This window comes from Mesorhizobium sp. M0306 (assembly GCF_040321655.1).
GTDB lineage: Bacteria > Pseudomonadota > Alphaproteobacteria > Rhizobiales > Rhizobiaceae > Mesorhizobium.
The window spans coordinates 61,364-85,299 of record NZ_JAMYRY010000020.1 but is presented as its reverse complement, the minus strand read 5'-3'; the positions used below and the strand labels follow the sequence as shown (position 1 = coordinate 85,299).

The 23,936-nt window shown below is 59.1% G+C and carries 20 protein-coding genes, 7 pseudogenes and 1 riboswitch; of the genes and pseudogenes, 17 read left to right on the top strand and 10 right to left on the bottom strand.

Features of this window, described 5'->3' with window-relative positions; translation table 11 throughout:
* The first annotated feature begins 212 nt into the window (after positions 1–212).
* From hemA to NKI95_RS23585, 8 genes are all read left to right on the top strand, one after another.
* Positions 213–1,424: a 5-aminolevulinate synthase gene (gene hemA, locus NKI95_RS23620; protein ID WP_352719579.1), complete on the top strand. Its 1,212-nt coding sequence runs from the start codon at positions 213–215 to the stop codon at positions 1,422–1,424.
* A gap of 570 nt (positions 1,425–1,994) precedes the next feature.
* Positions 1,995–3,299, top strand: coding sequence for an ATP-grasp domain-containing protein (locus NKI95_RS23615; RefSeq protein ID WP_352693060.1), 1,305 nt, complete (start codon positions 1,995–1,997; stop codon positions 3,297–3,299).
* 223 nt (positions 3,300–3,522) lie between these two features.
* A riboswitch (TPP riboswitch) is annotated at positions 3,523–3,639 on the top strand.
* A 103-nt stretch (positions 3,640–3,742) separates the two neighbouring features.
* Positions 3,743–5,578, top strand: a complete 1,836-nt coding sequence (gene thiC / locus NKI95_RS23610) for a phosphomethylpyrimidine synthase ThiC (RefSeq protein ID WP_352719577.1) — start codon at positions 3,743–3,745, stop codon at positions 5,576–5,578.
* Positions 5,575–6,576 carry a glycine oxidase ThiO gene (gene thiO, locus NKI95_RS23605; RefSeq protein WP_352470529.1) on the top strand — a complete coding sequence of 334 codons (1,002 nt, stop codon included), beginning with the start codon at positions 5,575–5,577 and terminating at the stop codon, positions 6,574–6,576. Before thiC ends, thiO begins: the two co-directional genes overlap by 4 nt.
* On the top strand, positions 6,545–6,742 hold the full coding sequence (gene thiS, locus NKI95_RS23600) for a sulfur carrier protein ThiS (RefSeq protein ID WP_023679205.1): 198 nt from the start codon (positions 6,545–6,547) through the stop codon (positions 6,740–6,742). The genes thiO and thiS overlap by 32 nt, the downstream gene beginning before the upstream one ends.
* A gap of 1 nt (position 6,743) precedes the next feature.
* Positions 6,744–7,517 (top strand): thiazole synthase, encoded by a 774-nt coding sequence (locus NKI95_RS23595; protein ID WP_352540067.1) that lies wholly within the window; start codon positions 6,744–6,746, stop codon positions 7,515–7,517.
* The gene (locus tag NKI95_RS23590) at positions 7,514–8,119 is read left to right on the top strand and encodes a thiamine phosphate synthase (protein WP_352719575.1); all 606 of its coding nucleotides are present in this window, start codon (positions 7,514–7,516) and stop codon (positions 8,117–8,119) included. The genes NKI95_RS23595 and NKI95_RS23590 overlap by 4 nt, the downstream gene beginning before the upstream one ends.
* A complete protein-coding gene (locus tag NKI95_RS23585) occupies positions 8,110–8,871 on the top strand; it encodes a hydroxymethylpyrimidine/phosphomethylpyrimidine kinase (RefSeq protein ID WP_352719600.1) in 762 nt (253 codons plus the stop codon). The genes NKI95_RS23590 and NKI95_RS23585 overlap by 10 nt, the downstream gene beginning before the upstream one ends.
* A 21-nt stretch (positions 8,872–8,892) precedes the next feature.
* Here NKI95_RS23585 and NKI95_RS23580 read toward each other — a convergent pair whose 3' ends face one another.
* A complete protein-coding gene (locus NKI95_RS23580; protein ID WP_352719573.1) occupies positions 8,893–9,066 on the bottom strand; it encodes a hypothetical protein in 174 nt (57 codons plus the stop codon).
* 83 nt (positions 9,067–9,149) lie between these two features.
* Between NKI95_RS23580 and NKI95_RS23575 the strand changes: the two genes are divergently transcribed.
* Positions 9,150–9,566 carry a hypothetical protein gene (locus NKI95_RS23575; protein ID WP_352719571.1) on the top strand — a complete coding sequence of 139 codons (417 nt, stop codon included), beginning with the start codon at positions 9,150–9,152 and terminating at the stop codon, positions 9,564–9,566.
* Between the two features lie 289 nt (positions 9,567–9,855).
* Here the strand turns inward: NKI95_RS23575 and NKI95_RS23570 are convergent, their stop codons facing one another.
* Together NKI95_RS23570 and NKI95_RS23565 are read right to left on the bottom strand one after the other, a co-directional pair.
* Positions 9,856–10,056: a hypothetical protein gene (locus NKI95_RS23570; protein ID WP_128290069.1), complete on the bottom strand. Its 201-nt coding sequence runs from the start codon at positions 10,054–10,056 to the stop codon at positions 9,856–9,858.
* A gap of 402 nt (positions 10,057–10,458) precedes the next feature.
* A pseudogene (locus NKI95_RS23565) lies at positions 10,459–11,414 on the bottom strand (IS1595 family transposase).
* A 103-nt stretch (positions 11,415–11,517) separates the two neighbouring features.
* Here NKI95_RS23565 and NKI95_RS23560 point away from each other — a divergent pair.
* The 4 genes from NKI95_RS23560 to NKI95_RS23545 all read left to right on the top strand — a co-directional run bounded on the left by NKI95_RS23560 (position 11,518) and on the right by NKI95_RS23545 (position 13,637).
* The gene (locus NKI95_RS23560) at positions 11,518–11,760 is read left to right on the top strand and encodes a DUF6471 domain-containing protein (protein ID WP_352693078.1); all 243 of its coding nucleotides are present in this window, start codon (positions 11,518–11,520) and stop codon (positions 11,758–11,760) included.
* 199 nt (positions 11,761–11,959) lie between these two features.
* On the top strand, positions 11,960–12,496 hold the full coding sequence (locus NKI95_RS23555; RefSeq protein ID WP_352693080.1) for a DUF7931 domain-containing protein: 537 nt from the start codon (positions 11,960–11,962) through the stop codon (positions 12,494–12,496).
* A gap of 30 nt (positions 12,497–12,526) precedes the next feature.
* On the top strand, positions 12,527–13,168 hold the full coding sequence (locus NKI95_RS23550; protein WP_352693082.1) for a hypothetical protein: 642 nt from the start codon (positions 12,527–12,529) through the stop codon (positions 13,166–13,168).
* Between the two features lie 226 nt (positions 13,169–13,394).
* Positions 13,395–13,637 carry a hypothetical protein gene (locus NKI95_RS23545; protein ID WP_352693083.1) on the top strand — a complete coding sequence of 81 codons (243 nt, stop codon included), beginning with the start codon at positions 13,395–13,397 and terminating at the stop codon, positions 13,635–13,637.
* Between the two features lie 30 nt (positions 13,638–13,667).
* Here NKI95_RS23545 and NKI95_RS23540 read toward each other — a convergent pair.
* The 3 genes and pseudogenes from NKI95_RS23540 to NKI95_RS23530 all read right to left on the bottom strand — a co-directional run.
* A pseudogene (locus NKI95_RS23540) lies at positions 13,668–14,732 on the bottom strand (IS256 family transposase); the annotation flags it as partial.
* Between the two features lie 549 nt (positions 14,733–15,281).
* Positions 15,282–15,569, bottom strand: coding sequence for a hypothetical protein (locus NKI95_RS23535; protein ID WP_081726247.1), 288 nt, complete (start codon positions 15,567–15,569; stop codon positions 15,282–15,284).
* A 598-nt stretch (positions 15,570–16,167) separates the two neighbouring features.
* Positions 16,168–16,455, bottom strand: coding sequence for a hypothetical protein (locus tag NKI95_RS23530; protein ID WP_352567760.1), 288 nt, complete (start codon positions 16,453–16,455; stop codon positions 16,168–16,170).
* A gap of 331 nt (positions 16,456–16,786) precedes the next feature.
* Here NKI95_RS23530 and NKI95_RS23525 point away from each other — a divergent pair, with 331 nt between their 5' ends.
* Together NKI95_RS23525 and NKI95_RS23520 are read left to right on the top strand one after the other, a co-directional pair.
* Positions 16,787–18,442, top strand: coding sequence for an MFS transporter (locus NKI95_RS23525; RefSeq protein WP_352719567.1), 1,656 nt, complete (start codon positions 16,787–16,789; stop codon positions 18,440–18,442).
* Between the two features lie 32 nt (positions 18,443–18,474).
* Positions 18,475–19,024, top strand: a pseudogene (locus NKI95_RS23520) (ABC transporter transmembrane domain-containing protein); the annotation flags it as partial.
* Here NKI95_RS23520 and NKI95_RS23515 read toward each other — a convergent pair.
* A complete protein-coding gene (locus tag NKI95_RS23515) occupies positions 18,999–19,598 on the bottom strand; it encodes a cold-shock protein (RefSeq protein ID WP_352492847.1) in 600 nt (199 codons plus the stop codon). The pseudogene NKI95_RS23520 and the gene NKI95_RS23515 overlap by 26 nt on opposite strands.
* 279 nt (positions 19,599–19,877) lie before the next feature.
* Positions 19,878–20,094 (bottom strand): annotated as a pseudogene (locus NKI95_RS23510) (3-methyl-2-oxobutanoate hydroxymethyltransferase); the annotation flags it as partial.
* Positions 20,095–20,241: 147 nt separating this feature from the next.
* Between NKI95_RS23510 and NKI95_RS23505 the strand changes: the two are divergent.
* Positions 20,242–21,204 carry an NUDIX hydrolase gene (locus NKI95_RS23505; protein ID WP_352693089.1) on the top strand — a complete coding sequence of 321 codons (963 nt, stop codon included), beginning with the start codon at positions 20,242–20,244 and terminating at the stop codon, positions 21,202–21,204.
* A gap of 7 nt (positions 21,205–21,211) precedes the next feature.
* Here NKI95_RS23505 and NKI95_RS23500 read toward each other — a convergent pair.
* Both NKI95_RS23500 and NKI95_RS23495 read right to left on the bottom strand, forming a co-directional pair.
* A pseudogene (locus NKI95_RS23500) lies at positions 21,212–21,487 on the bottom strand (transposase); the annotation flags it as partial.
* Between the two features lie 655 nt (positions 21,488–22,142).
* Positions 22,143–22,828 (bottom strand): annotated as a pseudogene (locus tag NKI95_RS23495) (isopentenyl transferase family protein).
* Positions 22,829–23,561: 733 nt separating this feature from the next.
* Between NKI95_RS23495 and NKI95_RS23490 the strand changes: the two are divergent.
* Positions 23,562–23,900, top strand: a pseudogene (locus NKI95_RS23490) (PIN domain-containing protein); the annotation flags it as partial.
* Positions 23,901–23,936: the final 36 nt, after the last annotated feature.

The window sequence follows — 23,936 nt, the reverse complement described above, 5'->3', positions numbered from 1 at the left end:
GTAACAAATGGATTTAACATTCTCTTCACTTGCACTTTGGGGCGCGTTACCCGAATTAGCTGGAGCGCCCGAAACCCCCGCAAGATCAAGCGCGTAGTCGAAATCCAATCTTGCTGGTGCTTGTCGAGGGATGCGACGCGATGGGCCGGCGCAGGTGCGCTGTGAAGCAGCACTGAGCGCGCCGAAGAACGGCTTCCCAACAGGAGATTGATTTGGATTATGTGCAGTATTTCGCCGGAAGAATCGAGCAACTCAAAGGCCGTGGCGGGTATCGTGAATTTGCCGATCTGGAGCGTCAGTCTGGCAACTTCCCAAAGGCCTGGCTCAATAGGCCCGACGGCCGAAAAGAGATAACCATTTGGTGCACTAATGATTATCTCGGTATGGGGCAGCACCCCAAAGTGCTATCGGCAATGAAGCGCGCCATCGATGCCAACGGCGCAGGATCGGGAGGATCCCGCAACATTGGTGGCACCAACCATTATCACGTGTTGCTCGAGCGGGAGCTTGCAGGTTTCCACAATAAGGAAGCAGGATTGATTTTTGTTTCCGGCTTCAGCTCAAACGATTCATCATTGAGTACATTGGCATCTTTGATGCCGGACACAATTATTTTTTCTGACGAGCACAACCACGCTTCAATTATTAGTGGATGCCGCAACAGCCGGGCCGAAAAGCGCGTCTTCCGGCATAACGACGTTGCGCATTTGCGGGAGCTTCTGCGCAGTGTAAATCCTGCAAGACCCAAGATCATTGTTTTTGAATCGGTATATTCAATGGACGGTGACATTTCACCGATCAAAGATATCTGTGACATGGCGGACGAATTTGGCGCAATGACGTTTCTGGATGAAGTTCATGCATCGGGAATGTACGGTCCGAAAGGCGCCGGCATTGCCGCGGAACTTGGCATCATGGATCGTCCAACCATCATCGAAGGAACGCTAGGTAAGGCGTTCGGCTCGATGGGGGGTTATGTGACCGGACCTGCCTCCATTGTTGACAGCATACGAAGCTTCTCGATAGGTTTCATTTTCACCACGGCGCTTGCGCCAGCCCTAGCGGCTGGTGCGCTGGAAGCGCTGCGCCATCTTCGCGATTCAGATTCAGAACGAATTGATCTGCACCGGAAAACGAAACTTTTAGTCGGATTGCTGAAAGAGGCGGGCATCCCCGTCATGCCGACCCGAAGCCACATCATTCCTGTGCTTATTGGTGATCCATTCCGTTGCAAGGAAGCGTCCCGCCAGCTTCTAGATCAGCATGGAATATACGTTCAGCCAATTCTGGCGCCGAGTGTTCCGGTGGGAACCGAGCGGTTCAGGGTGACGGTTACGCCTGCCCATAGTACGACAGATATTCGGACGTTCGTCGATGCGCTCAGGCAGGTTCTGCAGCGGGACAATCTTGGCAAGGCTGCCTAATGTAAATGCTGGGAACGACAGGGCGCGCAGCCTCAGACCTGATTATATCAGCCGGGCTCGCCGAGGTGGAAGCGGCGGTCCGCGATCCGGTTCTGACGCCCGATCGCATCTTCGAATGTCATCGGAAAGCAGTTCCGTAACCCGCAATGACAGCTTTCGCGATCTTAAATGATGTGACTCCATGATTGAATGGGGCCGTTTGACGACTCGCTGCTTACACATCGGGCCGGTTCCAGATTCAGGGCTCACCATGAGCCGGTATGACCAGAGCGCATGTTCTTGTGCTGCGAGTTTGATGTGGCTTGGCGTGCCCTACCCGAGGGGTAGGTCACGCCCAGGCCCACGGGATCACACACCAACCGCAGCTAACCTGGTTTGAACGGAGCAAGCCTCCGACGCCGCCCTAATCAACAACGCTGCAACAGATCCTTCAAATCAATTTACAAGATTTTTACAACCGTCAGTCGTTGACAATGGTACGGCACCGCGAGTCTGAGGTCCGGCACGGCCATAAAAGTGACGCCGGTACCCTCGGACCGCCGCCAGCACGCAACATCGGGATTAACAGCAATGGTAAGAAGAAGAGCGCTCATATTGGTCGAAGGCCATAGGGGTACTGGTCAGCTATACGTCCAAGCGGCTCAGTGTCTTGGTCTTCATCCAATTACTCTGACGGCTGATCCACCTCGGTACGACTATCTTTCGGCGGAAAACGTTGAGGCAATCCGTGTCGACACTGGCAATCTCGAAGCGTTGGTCCGCGAATGTTCGCGGCTGCGTGCTACCCACGACATTGCTGGCATTACTGGCTTTGCCGGGGACCATGAATCGATCTATGCGACAGTTGGCAAGCTTTGCCGGCATTTCGATCTACCGGGACCGAACCCTGAATCGATTGAACGAAGCTGCGACAAATTCAAGCAACGCCAACTCCTCGCGCAGGCCGGCGTTCCAATACCGGCCTATCGGTTGGCAACGAATGCGGCGGAGGTAGAAAGCTCGGCTGCAGAGATCGGCCTGCCCGTGATTCTTAAGCCGGCAGTAGGCAGCGGCAGCATCGGTGTCCGATTGTGCCGCAGCCTCGAAGACGTAGCCGAACATACGACTTATCTATTGGGCGGAAAGCACATATGGCGGTCTACACCGAAAATACTCGTCGAAGAATTCGCACAGGGCCCGTTCTATAGCATTAATGTTATGGGGAATGAGGTCGTTGCGATTTGCGCCAATGACTTTGGTCCCCTCCCCCATTTCGTCATTCGTGAGGTGACCTATCCGGCCCTGCTGACTGATCAGGAGCGTGAGCGCATCGCCGATGTTTCGCTGAGCTGTTTGCGGGCTCTCGGCCTTGGCTGGGGGCCAACTAACATTGAACTCCGGTGCACGAAACGCGGTCCAGTTGTCATTGAAATCAATCCGCGTCTTAGTGGCGCGCCCGACCCTCAGCTGGTCCAGTTAGCTTACGGTGTCGACCTCGTAACCGAGCACATCAAGCTTGTCATTGGCGAGGAATGGGATCTGCGCAAAAAGCATTCGCATACTGCGGCCGCGCGATTCCTGCTTCCTGATCAAGATGGCACCCTCGACTGGATTGGTGGCGACACTCAGGCAGCTGCTATATCAGGTGTGGCCGAGGTCAAATTGAATGTTGAACCCAAGACACCGATCGTCAGGAAGGGGGATTTCCGAGACTGGATTGGACATGTCATTGCCACTTCGCCCAGCCGTGCTGAAACCGAGGGCGCCCTTCAGCGAGCGGTCGACTTGATCGATTGGTCGATCACCCCTTTTCCGGCGACAATAAGAGGTGATCGAGAGCACGATGTTTGTGGGGCGTTCGGGCGGCCCACCAGTTCTGTTCCGATCAGGCGTTGACGGCTTAAGATCCTTGAAACGCAGCAGTTCCGTCTACGTCAATGTCACATCAAGTTTGACGAGGCAAATGCAGCTTTGGCCACACCTGCCCTATCTCCCGCGGAACTTCTCCGCGACCCATGGCGAGGCCGTCGGCCCAATTTGGGCCCAATTTGATTGCCGCCCACCGCCGCCGCAGGACGAACATGCGCTTGACAAGACAACGCCGGCCCGTTCAACTTGAGGCATTCACCAGGGGAGTCCCGGCAAGGGGCTGAGATACTGCTGGCTTTCGCGGCGCAGTGACCCGTTGAACCTGATCCAGTTCATACTGGCGTAGGGACGGTGCAAGCGCTCTGCGGGAGTTCACGCCCGAGGTCCTGTTTCGGCAGGTCGACAGAAGCGTCTTTTCATCCTTCCGGCACAGAACTGGGTCTCCAATGCATGAGCAAAGGAGCCTCAAGATGAATGCCCTCACCCCAGCCGTCTCAACGGGACCGCTGCCTGCTTCGCGTAAGATCCACAAGCCCGGTGCCATCCACCCGCAGATCAGGGTGCCGATGCGCGAAATCTCCGTCCATCCGACAGCCGGCGAACCGCCCGTCACCGTCTACGACCCGTCGGGCTCCTATACCGATCCGGCTGTCGAAACCAGCATCCAAAAAGGCCTGGCCCGGCTTCGCCACGAATGGATCTTGGCGCGCGGCGATGTCGAGGACTGTGACGGCCGCCACGTCCGGCCGGAGGACAACGGATTCGCGACGGGCGAACGCCTGACGCCAGAATTTCCCATCCGCCACCGACCGCTCAGAGCCAAAGCAGGCAAGAGGGTGACGCAGCTTGCCTATGCACGCGCCGGCATCATCACACCCGAAATGGAGTTCGTCGCCGTCCGCGAGAACCTTGGCCGCGAGATCCGGCGCGGCAAGCTCGAGCGCGACGGCGAAGCCTTCGGCGCGGCGATCCCCGACTTCGTCACGCCTGAATTCGTGCGTGATGAGGTGGCGCGCGGACGCGCGATCATTCCCGCCAACATCAATCATCCCGAGAGCGAACCGATGATCATCGGCCGCAATTTCCTGGTCAAGATCAACGCCAATATCGGTAACTCCGCCGTCACATCGTCGATGGCTGAAGAGGTCGAAAAGATGGTGTGGGCGATCCGCTGGGGCGCCGACACGGTGATGGATCTGTCGACCGGCCGCAACATCCACAACATCCGCGAATGGATCGTGCGCAACTCGCCGGTGCCGATCGGCACGGTGCCGCTCTACCAGGCGCTCGAAAAGGTTGGTGGCATCGCCGAGGACCTGACCTGGGAGGTCTACCGCGACACGTTGATCGAGCAGGCCGAGCAAGGCGTTGACTATTTCACCATCCACGCCGGCGTGCGGCTGCATTACATCCCGCTGACCGTTGACCGGGTCACGGGTATCGTCTCGCGCGGTGGCTCGATCATGGCAAAATGGTGCCTGCACCATCACCGGGAAAGCTTCCTCTACGAGCACTTCGCGGAGATCTGCGACATCTGCGGCGCCTATGACGTCTCCTTCTCGCTCGGCGACGGCCTTCGTCCCGGCTCGATCGCCGATGCCAACGATGCGGCGCAGTTCGCCGAGCTGGAAACGCTTGGCGAGCTGACGAAGATCGCCTGGGCGAAGGATTGCCAGGTGATGATCGAGGGGCCTGGCCACGTGCCGATGCACAAGATCAAGCAGAACATGGACAAGCAACTCGCCGTTTGCGGCGAGGCGCCGTTCTATACGCTTGGACCGCTGACGACCGACATCGCGCCGGGCTACGACCACATCACTTCCGGCATCGGCGCGGCGATGATCGGCTGGTTCGGAACGGCCATGCTCTGCTACGTCACGCCCAAGGAGCATCTCGGCCTTCCCGACCGCGATGACGTCAAGACCGGCGTGATCACCTACAAGATCGCAGCGCACGCGGCCGACCTGGCGAAGGGCCACCCGGCGGCGAAAGTCAGGGATGACGCCCTTTCCCGCGCGCGCTTCGAGTTCCGCTGGGAGGACCAGTTCAACCTGTCGCTCGACCCCGAAACCGCACGGTCCTTCCACGACCAGACCTTGCCCAAGGAGGCGCACAAGCTGGCGCATTTCTGCTCGATGTGCGGGCCGAAATTCTGCTCGATGCGTATCTCTCACGACATCCGCGCCGAGGCACAGAAAGAGGGCATGGCGGCGATGGCGGCGAAATACCGCGAGGGCGGCGATCTCTACGTGCCAGCGGACGAGACCGTCGCACCGCTCACGCCTCAGCCAGGTAAGCCGTCATGAAGGTGCTGATAAAGGGGGCCGGCGTCGCCGGCCTCACCGCCGCCTTCGAACTCGCCGCCCGCGGCGCGACGGTCACGGTCGCCGAGATCCGGCATGGCCTTGGAGGCAATGCGTCGTGGTTCGCCGGCGGCATGCTGGCGCCATGGTGCGAGCGTGAAAGCGCCGAGCAGCCGGTGCTGGACCTTGGACGTGACGCTGCCGACTGGTGGGATGCGGTGCTGCCGGGTCAGGTGACACGGGGCGGAACACTTGTCGTGGCCGCCCCGCGTGATGCCGGCGAGCTCGACCGCCTCGCCAGCCGCACGTCGGGCCATCGGCGTGTCGACGAAGACGAAATTGCGCTCCTGGAGCCCGACTTAGCCGGCCGCTTTCGCCGCGGATTGCTCTTTCCCGATGAGGGCCATCTCGATCCGCGCCAGGCGATGGCAGCACTTCATGACAAGCTCGCAGCCATGGGTGTCAAATTCCACTTCGGCACCGACGCCCGGCATGTTTCCGGTTTCGATCGTCAGATCGATTGCACGGGAATGGCAGCCGCCGATGACAGGCTTCGCGGCGTTCGCGGCGAAATGCTGATCCTAAACACGCCAGACTTCTCGCTGTCGCGCCCGGTCCGGTTGCTGCATCCGCGCTTTCCGCTCTATGCGGTACCGCGTGCCGACGCCCAGTTCATGATCGGTGCGACGATGATTGAAAGCCGGTCCGCCAGACCGGTCACGGCGCGCTCCATGATGGAGCTTCTGGGTACCGCCTATGCCCTCCATCCGGCCTTTGGCGAGGCCGAGATCGTTGAAACCGGTGTCGGCGTCCGTCCAGCCTTTCCCGACAATCTGCCGCGCGTCGAAATGAGCGGAGACACCGTCGCGATCAACGGGCTCTATCGCCATGGCTTTCTTCTCGCCCCCGCCATGGCGCGCCTGGCGGGCGAAATTGTCTTCAATCACGACAAACCCGTGGAGCTTGCTCATGAAACTGATGGTCAACGGCAAAGTGCATGAGGTTGCCGCCACCACGCTGGCCGAGCTGCTTGCCGCGCTTGACTATGAGGGCGATTGGCTCGCGACCGCGGTCAACAACGACCTCGTGCACAAAGCCAGCCGGGCGGAATTCCAATTGAACGACGGCGACCGGATCGAAATCCTCTCGCCCATGCAGGGAGGCTAGCATGTTCGATCTTCTCGGGACGACGCTTCCCTCCCGCCTGCTTCTCGGCACCGCTCAATATCCTTCGCCGGCCATCCTTGCCGATGCAGTCAGGGCATCGGGCACCTCGGTGGTGACCGTCTCGTTGCGCCGTGAAATGGCAGGCGGCAGGGCTGGCGAAAAATTCTGGTCGTTGATCCGGTCGCTTGGTGTCAGAATCCTGCCCAACACTGCTGGCTGCCACTCCGTCAAGGAAGCGGTCACGACCGCACAAATGGCGCGCGAAGTCTTCGGCACGCCCTGGATCAAGCTCGAAGTGATCGGCAATCACGACACGCTGCAGCCGGACGTGTTCGGTCTGCTCGAAGCCGCCCGCATCCTGTGCGAGGACGGTTTTGCGGTGTTCCCGTATACTACCGACGACCTTGTCGTCGCCGAGCGGCTGCTTGCGGCGGGCTGCAAGGTCTTGATGCCCTGGTGCGCACCGATCGGTTCCGCCCTCGGGCCGGTCAACATCATGGCGCTGCGCTCGATGCGCGGGCATTTCCCTGATGTCCCGCTGATCGTGGATGCTGGTCTCGGACGGCCATCGCACGCGGCAACAGTCATGGAGTTCGGCTTTGATGCCGTGCTCCTGAACACAGCGGTCGCCAAGGCGGCCGATCCGGTCGGCATGGCGCGTGCGTTCGGCAAGGCGGTCGACGCCGGTCGAGAAGCTTTCAGCTCGGGGATGCTCGAACCCCGCGACGTCGCGGTGCCATCGACACCGACATTCGGCAGGGCGGTTTTCTCATGAAGCTCGATCCCTTCTACCTGGTCGTCGACAGCGCCGCCTGGATCGAACGGCTGGTGCCACTTGGCGTCAAGCTGGTTCAGTTGCGCATCAAGGATAGGGACGAGGCCACGCTGCGGACGGAAATCCGCCGCGCGAACGGCGTCTGCGTGGTCCATGGTTGCCAACTGATCGTCAACGATTATTGGCGGCTCGCCATTGAGGAAGGCTGCGACTTCGTCCATCTCGGCCAAGAGGATTTGGCTGCGGCCGACCTGCTGGCGATTAAGTACGCCGGATTGAAGCTCGGGCTCAGCACGCACGATCATCTCGAACTGGAAACGGCCATCGCTGCCGAGCCCGACTATATCGCGCTCGGCCCCATCTATCCCACCATCCTGAAGCAGATGAAATGGGCGCCGCAAGGGCTCGAGCGGATCAGCGAGTGGAAGCATCGGGTGGCGCCGATCCCATTGGTCTCCATCGGCGGCCTCAACCCCGACCGGCTCGACGGCGTCTTCGAGGCTGGTGCGGACAGCGCGGCGGTGGTCACCGACATCACGTTGAATGCCGATCCCGAAGCGCGCACGCGAGAATGGATCGAAAAGACAAAGCCATGGCGCTGAGGCGAGAACCGCATGTGCTCGTGGTCAGCGGATCAGACCCCAGCGGTGGGGCTGGAATTGCACGTGATATCGAGACGATCTCTTCCATTGGCGTGCGCACCTGCCTGGCTGTCACAGCGCTGACGGTGCAGACGCACGAAGCCGTAATGGAAATCCATCCTTCGCAGCCCGATCTTGTGGCCGATCAGATGTGCGCCGCGCTACAGGCCAACAAGGTGGCGGCAATTAAGATCGGCATGCTCGCAACGGCTGAGATCGTCGTTGCCACTGCCGGCGTGCTGCGCGAAAATCCGCAGGTGCCGGCAGTGCTCGACCCGGTGCTGGCGTCGACGTCAGGCCGGGCGCTCCTGGAAGCCGGCGCCATCGCCGCCCTGAAATGCGATCTGATGCCATTTTGCCGTCTGGTCACCCCCAATCTCTTCGAGCTGGCACTCCTTGTTGGCTCGGAGCGGGCAGTGGATGAGGACGGCGTAGTGTGGCAAGGCCAAGAATTGCTGGCAGCCGGCGCGCGGGCTCTGCTGATCAAGGGCGGCCATGCATCGGGACCGCAATCAACCGATATTCTGTTGCGCCCCGATCACGAACCAGTCCGCTTTGACACGCCGCGTCTTGCCGCATCGATGCGCGGGACGGGCTGCATGCTGGCCAGCGCGATTGCAGCGCATCTGGCGAAGGCGCAATCAATCGAGTACGCCGTGCGCCAGGGCAAGCTCTTTGTGTTAGAAAAGCTTCGGAAAACCCCAGCCGAATAGCCGTAGAGCCGGCTCAAGCGTTCAGCGGCTGACGCTGAAATGGAAGCCGTAGCCCTCCTGCCCTTTTTTCACAGGGCGTGACGGGATGAGGCCGCTTTGCAGATCGGAATTCAGCGGCGCCGAGACAAACTGCCCTGCCAGGCCGGGAAAGTCACGGGACTCTTCCTGCGGCGAAGCGCACTGCCAGTCAGGCATGGGGATGCACTTGTGCGGTCTTATGTAGCAAACGCACCAACTTCCCGCACGACTTAAAGGGTCGGTTCCCATAAAATCCGGGGATGCCGAGAGTAGCGCCCACCGTCCGTTCCACCCGATACCAACACGCTATCAATACGCTGGTAGCCAAGCGATCCGAGATATCCGGCGCGATCCGGTTCAAGGGTGCGGACCTGGCTCACCAACTACAGCACATTGACGCGGTGCTGCTCATCCTTGGCTACAAGGGCGATCCGTCGCTTATCGTGCCGCTACGGCGCACGCCAAGCCGCTTCCGCAAGGGCGAGCTTTACCGGCTGATTCTCAGGCATGAAGCGGAAGGCAGCGCGTCGAACCGGGAAACCGCAACGCGTATCGCTCAGGCGAAGGGATGGGATACCGCGCTTGTGAAGCCGCTCATGAATAACATCAAGACGGCGAAGGGCTGGCGACGGCGGCGGGCCGAAGCGGTCGGCCATGACAGCCGACCGCAGGAGTAGAAACTATGTCAAAGTTTCATATCGCTGATGAAGCGATAGGTGCGATGTGGGACGGGGTTGCCAGAGAACTTGACGTTCTTGCTCCCTCGGAACGCGCCGCTCAGGCTTTTCTGAAGACCGCGCGCCATCGCTTCCTCGGCATGCTTCGTGACTTCCCTCACGACGTTTTTGAGTGTGTCACTGCGCCCGCACCGGGGACACGCAATCACGTCATGGTCCTTCGCATTCGCGGGTCCTTCAAGGTCGACCTTGCAAGAGCCGCAAAGAAGTTTCACGGAACTACTAGCCATTAGGCAGCCCTCCTTTTCGAAGCGGCGACCTGTTCGGCACCTGCGTGTTTCCGCCCTTTGAGAACGTCATTCACGCGGCCCGGATTGACGCCATAGACGGCGGCAATGTGATGCTGATATTGCCCAGCCCAATGACGTAGCCAAACGTCGACTGCATCATCATATGTGAGCTGGTATGGTGGTTTATTGTCGGTCGTCATTATCCTAAACTCCTTTTAGGACGCTTGGACGACTTGACAGCGAGTCGATTGCGAGTAGGGTCCCGCGTGTACATACGACTAGCCGCAAGCCGTCCAAAGCACTGCGGTTACCGATACGGAGCCGGGGTCGGAAGCCCCGGCTTTGTCGTATTGGGCGAAAGGATTCTTCCCCTCACGAGATGGATAAGAGTCTCGCGGCCTGCCGGAGTCAAGGCAGCGGCAAATGCACCCTGCCACATAATAGTGTGGGTGCAAAAAAGCTATCTAGATTCAAAGGCTTGGCTGGTTTCCTCCCACCGCGCCCGTTTTGCGATCTTCGCATATTTTGCGCCGTATAGCCTGATTCTGGCCGACTCGTCTAGATTGTGCATTGCACAAAGTGCAACCTGATTCGACGCCAGTCTAGCGTTGCCAGTAGCCAGCCCAAACGCGACTCACGGAATGATTGAGCGCACCACCAAGCAGAGCGAAGGCATTGCCACCATTTGACCGGCGACGGTGATCTTCAAGCCATGCGGCATGATTGGCGTACTGGTAGAGGTAGCGGTGCGAAACGTGGTGGTGCTGACCGGCGACCATCCGACGAAGGCGGCTGAAATAGCTCTCCACCATGTTCGTATGCTTGCCGTGGCCGTCGCTGTAGCTTTCCGAGTGATTGATGCGGGTCGAAGCGTAATCAGCTTCCAGCGCGTCCCAATGATTGGCTTCGTCCGCGAACAGCTTGGAACCGGCCAGCATACGAGCGCGGGCGATTTCGACGCCTTCGGCTTCGCGATGACGGACAAACGTCAAGGTGCGGCCAGCGCGCTCGCGCAGGGCGATCACAACGCGGCGGAGGTCTGACTGGTTCTCCTTCATGCGGCGGTCCTTGCGGTCCTCTACGCGGTTCTCAGGGCGCACCACGCCGCCGAATAAGCGCCATCAATCTCGACCTCGCCTTCAAGGGTTTCGTTCTTGGTTTCAGCCCACAGGACTTCGCGCAGCTTGTGAGCCAGCACGAAGGCTGTCTTGTATTGAACGTCCAGATCGCGAGAGAACTGGACCGCCGACATGCCTTTGGCACCGTTGACGAACAGGCAGATCGCGGCGAGCAGATCGACAAACGACAGCTTGCGCGAGGCGAAGATTGTGCCGCTCGTAACCGAGAACTGCGCACCGCAAGCGGCGCACTTGAACTTGCGACGGGTCGGAATGTCGTAATGATCCAAGCACCCGCATTTCGGGCAAACAGGCTCGCCTTGCGTCGAAGCCCAACGAAGGCGCTTGAACGTGTCGTAAGCCTTTTCCTCGCCACCCTTGTAAATCTCCTTCAGGGAGAGGGTGCGGCTTTCGGCGGAAAGGAGGAAGTGTTGGGCCATTGTCATCATATCTGGTGATATTGGCCACCGTATATGCGGGCTTGTATCGCCAAATACATGGGCTTACATCATCGAATGTGATGATATTTTTTGAGGCGAGGCTATGGCACGTAAGGACGACCCGCAGACCGTCGAATACGAGACGAAAGCCAAGAACCTTTTGAAGTCAGAGTTGAAGCGGAAGGGCGTCACCTATGCACAGCTTGCCGAAAAGCTGGCGGCGGTCGGCATTCATGAAACGGAACGCAACCTGAATAACAAGATCAGCCGTGGCGGTTTCACCGCCGCATTCCTGTTGCAGTGCCTAACGGTCATAGGAGCCGACACCATCCATTTCGACTGGTGATTTCCCTGAGAATCTGTCAAGCGGTCTTTTAAAGTTTCCCACAGCGTTCGCGGCGTTTCGCACAGGGACCGTCTAACCTTCTGTATTTATTGACGAAAAGTTAACAACTCGTCTGTTGACAAAGACTCAGTTTGAATTATTCTCGCGGAGCGCGCGGCGGAACAAAAGACCTTCAGCCTCGTTGGGGGTGGTTATCACAATGAATGCTTACCGAGCACGCCTTAGACTAGCGGCCGCCCTTAGGGACGGCAAGCCAATTTACAATGGATCGCAGGACCATGCGTCAGCCATAGTTGAAGCTATGTTTGAACACGCAAATGAATCTGTGTCTATTCTTTCTGGCAAGCTTAATCCGCGCGTTTACGGGCAGAGCGAAGTTATAGAGCAGGCCTCTCTATTTTTGGCTGAGCCCGACCACAAGCTGAGGGTTCTGGTCGAGGACGGCTCTGAATCAAGCATTCAAGACCATCCGTTTTTTGAAAAGTTCATTGCCTATAAGAATGTTGAGGTGCGCGAAGTTCCCGCTGCTTATCAAGACTTGTATAAATTCCATTTTCTAGTAATGGATTCGGACAGCTATCGATTCGAGGCGGATAAGAGCGAGTGTGTCGCCGTTGCCGTCTTCGGAGATAAGGCTGGGGCGAAAAACATTGCAAATATTTTTGAAAGTTTGTGGGCCCCATCCACACCCATTGGCGCCTCTAGCCAGTCAGAAGCCATTAGGTCCGTCGCCTAGTAGCTGCTTGCACTGTGGGGCGTAGCTTTGTTGGCAGAGTGCGCCGCAGCAACTTCACTCGCACCAATGCTAGAGCCGGTTGCCGGCACTGCGTTGGCGGTAAACGTTGCATATCTGGCCCTTGTTAGATTCCGCTACCGAAGCAAAATACGCGATCACGCCAAGCAGAAAATTGAGAGCTTCCGAGGCGAGGACGGGCAGATTGCTGCAAACATATGCGACAACTTGTGGTTCCAGCGCGTAGCGCGGCTTGGTAGCCTATACGACAACGATGAGGACATTCCGGAGCCAAAGAAACGGCAAAAAATGCCAGATGGCTTTTGGGGTAAGTTCTATTCGAGCGTTTTCGAGTTTCACAGAGACGTAAAGGCGGTATCCGCCCTAGGATGTTTCTGTGCTTTCGTCCTCGCCGCTGGGACGGCCACCACGGTCAACCAATGGCTGTGGATGAACTGTTTATTTTCTACAGACTGGATCTGGATTTCGTTTTACCTGACGCTCCTAAGCGGCTTAGTCCCGGTTATGTGCGCACTCAGCGGGAAGAGAGTTGTTAAATGGGCTGCTGGCTACACGAACGAATGTGTTGGAGGCATAGGACAGCTTCTCAAAACCGAAGTGCAACAAGCTAAGCTTCCAGTGCTCCCGGTCGAGAAGGCAAAGGGCCCACGCTAAAGGCGCTTGGTGCGTTTGCTACATAAGACCGCACTTGTGCCTCCTGGCGAGTGTGAGGCCGCAGGAGCGAGGCATTTCAGCGCGGCGGGGGCCGCCGGATCTGGCCCCGCAGTGCTGGAGCAAAGCAAAGGCCGGTTTGAGACGATTCCGGGGATTTCTACGAGGCTGCTCGCGACGCCGGCATTGAGTTCAACAGCTCCTGAGCGGCATACGCGACCAAACCCGGTTGAGTGTCACCGCAGGGATGTTCCACGAGTGGGACAAACAGCTGCGGGACTGGCTGGTCCGCGAATTACGAAACTGGCATCGAGGGGATACGGCAGCTGCGAAGGTCTGGTCAGCGGATTTCGCCGAGATTGCAGACCTCCTGGAAAGTTTCGGCTGGAAAGTCCGAAGCACGGACTACTTCAAGACGCTCGATTCGCGCCGGTTGGTGGTCAACGTCTACAAGCACGGCGCCGGAAAATGAGCTATGACGGATTTTGGGTGACGGGGTTGATCAAGCGGCGCTTTGCGGCTTCATTTGATGACCTCGATCCCGTCCTGGAACCTCGCAACTGCGAGCAGTTTCGGCAACTGATTTTGTCCCTTCAATCGATGCCAGTATTTGGCGGCGGCCATGACGAGCTTGAAGACCATCAGCCTGGCGGTCTTCGACGATAGGGAGCCGTTCGTGTGTACCGTTCGGCGGCGAACGGTGCAAAGACGCTCTCGATCGGGTCCGACGTTTGCAGTTGATCCCAGTGTTCGACGGGGGAATCGTAGAACGCCAGCAACGTCTCGCGATCCTTCTTCAGGCAGTCGACCGCCTTGTTGTACTTCGCGCCGTATTTCTCGGCGAACACTTCGATCGCCATTTCGGCTGCTGAGCGTGCCGGCGCGCCGTAAATCTCGCGCAAATCCGTCTTCATGTCGGCCTGCACCGAGAGCGGCACCTTGTTCAGGACGTTGGCGGTCTTGTGCACCCAGCAGCGTTGGTGCCTAGTGCCGGGAAAGACCTCGTCGAGCGCCTTCCAGAGCCAAGCGCGCCATCGCCGACGGCAATATCGGGCGCGATCTTCAGGCCACGCCGCCTCACGTCGACCAGCAGCTCGCGCCAGCTTTGCGCACTCTCGCGAATGCCGGTCTGGAAGCCGACGAGTTCCTTTTTGCCCTCGGGCGTGGCGCCGATCAGGACCAGCATGCATTCGGCTTGGTCTTCCATCCGCGCCTGCAGGTAGACCCCGTCCGCCCACACATAGATATAGCGGCGCGCCGAAAGATCGCGCTTTTGCCAACGCTCGTAATCGGCGTTCCACTCAGCCGCGTGATCACCGAGGGTGAAAGGTTCGGCGCGTCCTTGCCCACAAGCGCGCTCAGCGCTTCCTGAAAATCGCCCGTCGAAACACCGCGCAGGTAGAGAACGGGAAGCAGCGCATCCAGACTTCGCGCCCGACGCGCCGATTTCGGCAGGATCGATGAGGCGAACCGCACCCGATCAAACCTCGCCATTCGCGCCGCGATCCCGGATCTTCACCCGCCTGACTGGCACCAGACCGATGCCCGTCTGGATGCTCCGCTCCGGGGCTTAGGAAACTCTATGCTCACGCAACAGGCGATGACCGGCCTCGCGAATATGGAAGTCCTCGTCCTCCCGTAAACGATGTGCCCAAGTAATGATGTCGTTTCTGCCCAGGAAGGGCTCCTTCAGCAGTGAGATTACCCTTTCTCGCTTTCCCGCCACTGGGCTGTCGTACCACGTCAGAAGTCGCGCAAGTCGATCAGGCGTTAGTAATTTTGGCCGTTTCAGCAGTAGGTCTAGAGCGGATAGACCCAGTCGACCATCGACTATCGCCTCAAATATGCGCCCGGCGGCCATTGGATCTGCTTCAAGGCGCTTATCTAGATGTTCACGCGCCAAAGTGGACACTTCGCTACGGCGATCCCCACTTAGCGCAATCAATCGATCAAGCTGTGGTGGCTTTAGAGAGCGAAGATCGCCCTTAGCAGGATGTGTCTCGGCGTGGGCGGAACAACGTTGTTTTCCTGTGTGGGACGCTCAGTCGTGACCCAATGTTCATATCCCGCTTCAAGCGTCTCGGTAAGTTCCGTGCAACCTTGTTCGGCGCCGCAGTTATTGAGGCGGCCGGCTTGGAAGCAGTTCCTTATGGCCCTCATGCATAAACCAGAGCACCCGTTTGAGATGACTGCGAAGGGCCTTACGGGCGCGGATGGGCTCTTTGACCGGATCGATACCCAGTACATCCAGCGCCATCTCCTCTTCGCTGGCACTGTCGGCGCAAGCGTCCATGAGCTTCAAATAGAGCTCGAAATGCTTGTCATCATATGCGGTTAGGCTTTCCGACCAGGGGACTTCCGTTGCAATGGTTGGATCAGGCGTTGGGCGCGATCTGCTTTTCATCCATGTCTCGCTTTGGCGATGAACCAGGCCCCCGTTCCAATTCAGAATATCTCCATCTAGCGCACTTTCAACCGTTCTCGGCCTTCTTCGGACAGTGCCCAATCGTTGCATATGGTCGTGGGTTCCAAATTGGCGCGCGGCTGCTCGCGACCAATACATCCTCAACTTGGCGAGGCGATGTAACGCCCGGCTGAACCAGAATGGCGCGGCTATTGAGCATCGCCGATTGGATCGAACCTCTTATTTTAGCTTCGCGATAATCTTGTCTGGATGCTTGCAAGCGTCCATCATGCCGCCGTACATACGCTTAAGGATCTCGCCCATCACCGTACGAGCAGCAAACATTTCCAAACTCGATCTTGCAACTTGAGGCTTTGCGTTACTGCATAGCTGCATTGCACAAAGTGTGTTTGCGCATTGCACAACTTTTAGCCATTAAGCTTACAGCTGATGCACGCGATGGTTTCCTCCCATTCCATCGTATCAGCTGTTCCCCTCTGAAGGTTTTGACTTTACACCTAAAGGGCCTCGGTTTTCCGATGGCCCTTTTTTTTGGCGGTCGCCACGTCGTCAATTGCAACGCGGCGCGATCGCCGGTTCAGCCATCAGACTTTGGAACCATTTCTGCCCGGCCAATCCCTCCCGACAAAAGTCTGATCTTCACCAGCCTTCTACGGGCAAGCGTTCGCGCCAGGAGTTCAAAGCCGCGTCCGTAACATTCGACAATGAAAGCCAATGTCATCAGGTCGAGCAGAAACTCGTCAATCGCATGTGTGAGCGCATCAGACTTTTGTTCGAATTGAAGTAGCAGGGCGCGGGCGTCTTCGATCGCGGCGTGGCAATCGTCTGCGTCAAGCAGGGAATTGATCCTGTCAAAGATCTGCAAGCGTCCTCACTTTTCGGAAGCCACACTCAGCATCGAACGCCGCTGATGAGTGAGTTTCCAACAAAAGAACAGGGTAACGTTTCGCGAAAAATCGCTCGGCAGCGCGTCGAACGAGCATGATGCCTCAAATGACATGTGAATTCCGGCTCACCAACATGTCGTCGAAGGCGAGTGAGCCGGCCCATGTCTGCGTCCCGGCCGCCAGACCACTGGTCAGGAGGAACTGTGGCCACATCGTCGGAGACAAATGGGTCCATCTATTCTTCCAGCCGCCACGGTTCAGCCTAGATTACATGGGAAGCGACAATAACGGAAAGCAAAGGATCGCAAAATGAGTAGGGTGGCTGGATCAAACGAAGATTTGGCTGCACCAACGACCTTTGGGCCACTTCTGCAGCCCACCTTTCGCTCGATCTGGCTCGCCACGCAGGTTTCAAGCCTCGGCTGGTTGATGCAGACTGTCGCCATCAGCTGGCTGATGGCAACGATCTCGACTTCCGATCTGATGGTTGCGTTGGTTCAGGCTTCATCGAACCTGCCCGCCTTCGTCTTGTCTGTCTTCGCCGGGACTCTCGCTGACAATTTCAGCCGGCGCCGGGTCATGTTCGCCGGTCGGTGCCTTATGGTGACTGCCTCCGCGATGCTGACCGCATCGGTGGCGCTGGGCTTTGTCAGTCCGTGGATGATCCTCGGCTTCAGCTTCTTGATCGCAAGCGGCGGTGCTCTCAATGATCCGGCCTGGCAAGCGTCGGTTGGCGATATTGTGGATCGACGAGATGTTCCCGCTGCCGTCACCCTGCTTTCTGTTGGATTCAATACCGTCCGGACTGTGGGCCCGGCGCTCGGCGGCATTGTAGTTGCCTCGTTTGGCCTTATGGCGGCATTCGCGGTGACCACGCTCACCTATTTCGTACCCTTGGCCACTATTTGGCGCTGCAAGTGGAAGGTTCGTTCTTCCCCTCTTCCACGCGAGTCGATGAGGACGGCGATCTATGACGGGCTGCGCTTCACGGCGATGTCATCGGAAATCAAGGCCGCGATCGCGCGCGGAACCCTCTTTGGCTTGGCGAGCATCGCCATACTCGCGCTGCTGCCGGTGGTTGTCCGCGACCAGCTGGGAGGAGGCCCGCTCGCCTATGGTGCGCTCATGGCCGGCTTCGGGACCGGAGCCGTCTTCGCTGGCCTCTCCAACAGCCTGTTCAGACGGAGCTTGTCGCAGGAGCGGCTGATGAGGCTCTCCTGCGTCGCCTGCGCGGCGTGCTCACTTTCCCTGGCACTGACAACTTCGATCGGGGTGGCGGCAATTGCACTCGCTTTGGGCGGCGCGGGCTGGGTCACCGCCTGGTCAGGGGTCGGTGTGAGCGTGCAGCTGGCAAGCCCGCGCTGGGTCGTGGGGCGCACCATCTCGATCTACTATGCTTTGATAGATGGTGGCATCGCGCTCGGCAGCTGGGTGTGGGGCACGGTGGCCGAAAACCATTCGCTGGCCCTGGCGCTGGAGGGTTCCGCTGCCTCCCTGATGTTCGTCGCTGCAGCCGGCGTTCTGTTTCCTCTTCGCGAGCGCCGCGACTCAGAGCCCGATCCTCTGGAGGAATTCGATGCCCCGGCTGTCGCTCTCAATCTGAAGCCGAGAAGCGGCCCGATCGTGGTCAAGATCGAATATCTGATAGCCGAGAGAAATGTCGAGGCCTTCCTCGACCTCATGCGGCAGCGGCGTCATGTACACAGCCGCGTCGGTGCTCGGAACTGGACGCTCCAGCGCAACCTTCAGAAGCCTATGCAGTGGACAGAAACGTTCCGAACGCCGACCTGGACCGACTACCTTCGCCTCAATCATCGTCTCACGGAAGTAGACAAGGAACTGGACGAGCGTGTCTTCCAGTTACACGCGGGAGAGAAAGCGCCTCAAATGACGCTTTCGATTGAGCGGCCGACAAGCTCGGCCCGGAAACCCGACCAGTCAATCCTTCACCTTCCCCGTCATTGAAGCCTGACCTTCCCATATCTGGGCATCAGCGATCGTTAAAGATCCGGGTGATGGATGAGAATCTCGGCGGCATCCGTGTCGTGCGTGCCTTCGCCGCGCAGCCGCACGAGCTGGAAAAGTTCGACCGCCCCAAGCAGGACGCGCCTTGATCTCGCCAATGAGCGCGTTGACATCCGTGTCGGCAACACCAGCGCCATGAATTTCTCGTTCCTGACCGCCATGGGCCTGGTGCTCTGGTTCGGTGGCCAGAAAGTGATCGCAGGTCAAATCAGCGTCGGCACGCTGGCCCTGTTGCTCCCCTTCATGACCATTCTACAGATGCCGGTGCGCTAGCTCGGATTGATGGTCAACTCGTTCGCGCGCGCCTCGACCTGCGGCACGCGGCTGTTCGAGTTGCTCGACGCCGAACTTGACATCGAGGACGCGGCGGGCGCCAGGGATCTCGTCGTCACCGACGGCGTGCTGCGCTTCGACAATGTCGGTTTCTGCTACGCGGGCTCGGGCGACCGCCCGACGCTCTCCGGCATCTCCTTCGAGGCGAGCAATGCATCGCCGTCTAGGCAAGGCGAATGCTCCGGACTTCCCAGCCTTTCTTGCCTTGCCCGCATTCGACAAACACCTTCTGTCCCGCCACCAGCACGCTGAGCCCTGAGCGCGTCAGGGCGCTGGCATGAACGAAGACGTCCTTCTCACCGTTGTCAGGAGCAATGAAGCCGAAGCCCTTTTCGGGTTTGTACCACTTGACCGTGCCCCCGCTCTCCAGCTGCGCACCGGTTTCAACGAAGGTCCCTCCAGCGACGCGCGTATGTGACGGAGTTTTCGCGCGGTGATCGCCGATCTCCAGCACCTGCGCGACTTGATGACCTTTTGGACTTTTTTCGACCGTGATCTTGAGAGGCGTTCCCGCGGCAACATCCCGGCTTCCGGCCGCCTCTAACACTCGCACGTGCAGATAGGCCTCCGTGCCGTCCGACAGTTTGACGAAGCCAAAACCCTTGCTGACTGTGAACCACAATACCTCCGCATCGACAGGATCTGCCGTCACGGTCGGCGGGCGCTGAAAATAGCTTGGCTCGGAAGTCCGTTCCGAAAAGGAAACGGGGTCATCGTCATAGCGATGCCGGCGTGGCTCGCGATGGTCTCGATATTTGCCCATGATCATCTCGAGTGGCATGGATGGCGCACTGCGCTACCGTCAAGATAATCTCAATCGGGCGACGCGTTTATGTCAAAAAGGCCGTGAAGACCGCAGCTGTGCCCGGCCTATCGGCCGAACCCTTTGAAACTAGATTCATTTCCCCTGAAACAATAGTGCCGGCGAGTCGATTTACTGACTCGCATAGGTTGTGTTGGAGCGAGAGTGCGATGATGCTGGCGCGGGCGCACTGGAAGGGCTTTATCAGGCATTGCGGAAAGCCTGCTCCGGGTTTCTTCAAAAGGAACCGAACGGCGGGTCGACGACCATTTGCGCCGGCTCCAGGCCACGGGGCAGGCCTGACCGTGCATGATCATCATCTCCAGCGTCACGCCCAGCGTCGACGCCAAACCGTGGAGAACCATGCCGCGCTGTCGCCGACGAGAACAACGTCGCAATGTCGATCGACGAGCTTTGAATCGGCGCACTCAATGGGCCTCCTTCCCCAAGCACGGATGTCGCGTTGGCACTTTTTGTGCAGCTGCGAAGAGCTAAAATCGCCACGACGGGTGGTGTTGACGCGCCGACAATTATCAGACAAAAACGCAATTCAATCGGTTCAGCCGCCTACGCGGCAGGGCTCTGCTCAACGACGTCGGGGACCATGGACGATCGCGCAAAAGGGATTAGGAAAGGCGGAGCTGGAGGCAAGGCCAACGACGTCAATGCGGACTTGATCGCCGTTGTGGTCGCCATGGACAGCAGCGCCCCCTGCGTTCTGACCATCCCGCAGGCAAACGCCCTGCCCTCCGGCCCGTTCGAGCTTGCTCACCGTTCGCTGCAGTCGGGCCTCAGGGGATGGGTGGAACAACAGACCGGCCAGCCGCTCGGCTATATCGAACAGCTCTACACCTTCGCCGATCGCGACAGGGTTGGCGCTGACGACCGCGTGGTCTCTATCAGCTATCTGGCGCTCACCCACCAAGACGAAGCTGGCGACCCGGCCGGGCGACACTGGGGAAGCTGGTACGACTATTTCCCGTGGGAGGATCACCGCTCCGGCACACCGGCGGTCGTGTTGGACGAATTGCGGCCGCGCCTGATGGAATGGGCGGATGGCACTGACGACGGTACGACACGCCTCGACCGACGACGGCGGGCGGCGATCGCCTTCGGCTTTGACGACCGCCCTTGGAACGAGGAACTCGCGCTTCAACGTTATGAGCTGCTCTACGAAGCCGCCCTGGTGGAGGAAGCAATACGCGCCGGACATTCCGCTGCGCCCACCTCGGTGTCGGGCAGATCGATGATCGCCGATCATCGTCGCATCCTGGCGACCGGCATTGCGCGGCTGCGCTCCAAGATCAAATACCGGCCGGTCGTATTCGAACTGATGCCGCCGGTCTTCACGCTTTTGCAGCTGCAGCGCACCGTGGAGGCGCTTGCCGGCAGGCTCGTGCGTAAGCCGAACTTTCGCCGGCTGATCGAGCAGCAGGAGCTGGTCGAGGAGACCGGTGAGACAACCTCGGAAACCGGCGGCCGGCCGGCGCAACTTTATCGCTTCCGTCACGCCGTTCTCGACGAGAGGGTGATAGCCGGAACAAAATTGCCGCTCTCGCGGGCTTGACCCGCCTTGCGCCAGCAGCCCTGAGGATGTCGCGGACGGCTTGGCCCTTGTGAGAACCGGGATTGTCGAGAATGACGATGTCGCCCGGCTTCAGTGTTTTGTTGAGTTCGGTTTCGACATAGACGCGAAAGGCCTGCGTATTGATGGGTCCGTCAATGACCCAAGGCGCCTCCACCCGATCATGCCGCAGCGCGGTGATGAAGGTCATCGTCTTCCAATGGCCATATGGTGCGTGGGCCATCAGCCGCTTGCCGCGCACACCCCAGCCGCGCAACGGCGCCATGTTGGTCTTGACCCATGTTTCATCCAGGGAGACCGGGCGCGTAGGGTCAATGCGGGTCTGATAGTGCATCCATTGCGCACGCCCGCGCATCAGCTTTGGCTTGAGCTGCTCGGCCGGCAGAACGGTTTTTTTGAAGCTCTTGCCCTCGCGGTGCAGGAAGCGACCGACGCTCGCAGGAGACCACGTTCAGCCAGTGCCGCCGTCAATTGATGAAGCGTCATGTTGGCATCTCGCTCAACCTCGCCCAGGACGAAAGCACGGTGCTCCCCGTCGATCAGGCCGATGACCACCCATCTTGCCGGGTGCCGCACTGCCACGGCGACGCTTGCGGCCTCGGGCGTTTCCTGGGCGAAGGCGGTGGCGATGAAAGCCGAGACGACGCCACAGACTGGGCTGGCGGATAGTAGTTCGCGAGTCAGCCACGGTAGCGGTCGCTACGAAGCGCGCAGCACTTTGTCATCGGTACATTCCGTCCCATGCCTGAAATGAGCAGTGCAGCCATGTCGCCTCCTCCGCAGTCACCGTGGCGAAAGCAATCCTTCCGCTGCCACACGGACCTAATGTCGCCTGGCACTAGCTTGCTTCAGCAAACCACTTAGCGCAATTCTCAGGAGCTACCGTGCCCGCACCGCAGGCGAGGTCCGGGGAGGCTTGCTCACTCAGTTTCCCATTCTGGAAAGTCGCGTTCTTGCCAACGCGCATATTCGAGATATTCTCTCGCAATCGCCTCTACAAGATCTTGTTGGAGCTCTTTGCGAAGGCACGGCATTTCGCTGATTGCCAAGCTGTGCTCTCTCGCAAAACGAATGGCGCAACGATATCCGTCAACGTCTTCCAAAGTGGGACGGACTGCATCTTCCTTCCACTGATCCGCAAGTTCCTGCAGCAATGAAGGTTGTCCTTCTCTTGTGACAAACATGTCTGTGACCCGACGCTTGGCTCTCTCCAGAAAGGCGTCCGAGTTGCCGAGCCGCAACCGCCTTACATGCCACCGAAAAGCGCCATCCCAATGCTGACTCGCGCCATTAAATTGAGAAGGGAGATCGAACCGCCTTCGAGGATGAGCCCCGGCTGGGAACTACGCTCATCCACTTGCATTATCAGCTTACGATGGGCGGTCTCGGCGTCGATTATGCCCGCGGTTAGCGGGCGCGAATCCAAGTAGATCCGCTGGGTAGATTGCAGTTCGGAATCCGAGGGACGCCCGCTGCCGGTGGCGATTTGAGGACAGCATTGTACACGATCCAGCGCAATGACCGGCCATCCGGTCTCTCGTGCAATTTGGATTGCCGCGTCTGTTTTGCCGCTGCAGGTCGGCCCGTAAATCAAATAGATTAGCATGTGTATGCCGCTTAGGTTATCGGAACTAACCGCCCCCCAAGCACAAGATACTCGGTAGGCTTTCACCGGACTTGTCGCAAACATTTTGACAAGCGGCGATTATGCCCTGAAACGACGCCATTTTCGAACTTTGTGAAGTCCGAAAGGGCGCAAGCAGCCCGTTCTGGTCGTTCAGTCCAGTCACCAACGCCTCTGTTTGACGTTTGACGACGGTCCACTTAGCACATCTCATGCCGACCGTGACGCAACGCGGCACCGCAGGATGGTGACCTCGTTGTCTCCGGCAAAAGATCCTTGCGCGTCTTGGGTTAATCGAGGCGGCGGCGCACGGGCGCCTTATTGTCTCGGAACATGGCCAGGAAGGCGGCTGATCAACAAAAGTGGAAGACGGTGTCCCGACGACCTCACCGATTTGTGAGGCGACCGAGGATCTGCCCGACATCGTCGATCTCGTCCTCGAGGTGGGCCGTGTGCCGGCCGCGCCGCCAAAGCCTCCTCCCCTGCCGGTCCGGCTGGAAGCCTCGTCGAAACGGCACAGGAGTACACCAAAGCCGCCAGCGCGCAAACACACAGACCGCCGGCGGAAGGATTTGGCGCTTTTTGCGTGGCGTCCGCTCCGATTCCCCGGAAGGGCAGCTGGCTGCTGTTTTCTGGGCACTCGCTGCGCATCGCCGCTGCGCAACGCCGAACTGGACATCGAGCGGCTACGCGATGAACCGCATGGTCTGCCATTGTGAGGCTCTTGCTCGACACTAATGGCCTCTCCGAGGTGACGAGGCCGAGCCCTGACGCGCGCGTGCTGGAATGGATCACGGGCTCGATGAAGACCGCTCATTTATCAGCGTTGTGTCGATCGCCGAGATCCGGCGCGGCGCTGCCCTCATGGACAAAGGTCGGAAACGTGACGCACTGGCCGGATGGCTCGCCCGGGACCTGCCGCAGCGCTTCGAGCCGAGAGTCCTGCCCGTGGAAAACTGGTTGTCCTGGCCTGGGCGACCTGACGGGCCTCGCGAAGCGGCGTGGCCGCGGTCTGTCATCGATGGACGGGCTGATTGCAGCCACCGCGATTTCCTGACCCATCACATGGCGGGGATATTCATGCGCTGAC

What these genes read in the sequence shown, in the direction of transcription:
- NKI95_RS23615 (WP_352693060.1), top strand. Translation starts at nt 1,995, where the DNA reads ATGGTAAGAAGAAGAGCGCTCATATTGGTCGAAGGCCATAGGGGTACT.
- thiC (WP_352719577.1), top strand. Translation starts at nt 3,743, where the DNA reads ATGAATGCCCTCACCCCAGCCGTCTCAACGGGACCGCTGCCTGCTTCG.
- thiO (WP_352470529.1), top strand. Translation starts at nt 5,575, where the DNA reads ATGAAGGTGCTGATAAAGGGGGCCGGCGTCGCCGGCCTCACCGCCGCC.
- thiS (WP_023679205.1), top strand. Translation starts at nt 6,545, where the DNA reads ATGAAACTGATGGTCAACGGCAAAGTGCATGAGGTTGCCGCCACCACG.
- NKI95_RS23595 (WP_352540067.1), top strand. Translation starts at nt 6,744, where the DNA reads ATGTTCGATCTTCTCGGGACGACGCTTCCCTCCCGCCTGCTTCTCGGC.
- NKI95_RS23590 (WP_352719575.1), top strand. Translation starts at nt 7,514, where the DNA reads ATGAAGCTCGATCCCTTCTACCTGGTCGTCGACAGCGCCGCCTGGATC.
- NKI95_RS23585 (WP_352719600.1), top strand. Translation starts at nt 8,110, where the DNA reads ATGGCGCTGAGGCGAGAACCGCATGTGCTCGTGGTCAGCGGATCAGAC.
- NKI95_RS23580 (WP_352719573.1), bottom strand. Translation starts at nt 9,066, where the DNA reads ATGCCTGACTGGCAGTGCGCTTCGCCGCAGGAAGAGTCCCGTGACTTT.
- NKI95_RS23575 (WP_352719571.1), top strand. Translation starts at nt 9,150, where the DNA reads ATGCCGAGAGTAGCGCCCACCGTCCGTTCCACCCGATACCAACACGCT.
- NKI95_RS23570 (WP_128290069.1), bottom strand. Translation starts at nt 10,056, where the DNA reads ATGACGACCGACAATAAACCACCATACCAGCTCACATATGATGATGCA.
- NKI95_RS23560 (WP_352693078.1), top strand. Translation starts at nt 11,518, where the DNA reads ATGGCACGTAAGGACGACCCGCAGACCGTCGAATACGAGACGAAAGCC.
- NKI95_RS23555 (WP_352693080.1), top strand. Translation starts at nt 11,960, where the DNA reads ATGAATGCTTACCGAGCACGCCTTAGACTAGCGGCCGCCCTTAGGGAC.
- NKI95_RS23535 (WP_081726247.1), bottom strand. Translation starts at nt 15,569, where the DNA reads ATGAAAAGCAGATCGCGCCCAACGCCTGATCCAACCATTGCAACGGAA.
- NKI95_RS23525 (WP_352719567.1), top strand. Translation starts at nt 16,787, where the DNA reads ATGAGTAGGGTGGCTGGATCAAACGAAGATTTGGCTGCACCAACGACC.
- NKI95_RS23515 (WP_352492847.1), bottom strand. Translation starts at nt 19,598, where the DNA reads ATGGGCAAATATCGAGACCATCGCGAGCCACGCCGGCATCGCTATGAC.
- NKI95_RS23505 (WP_352693089.1), top strand. Translation starts at nt 20,242, where the DNA reads ATGGACGATCGCGCAAAAGGGATTAGGAAAGGCGGAGCTGGAGGCAAG.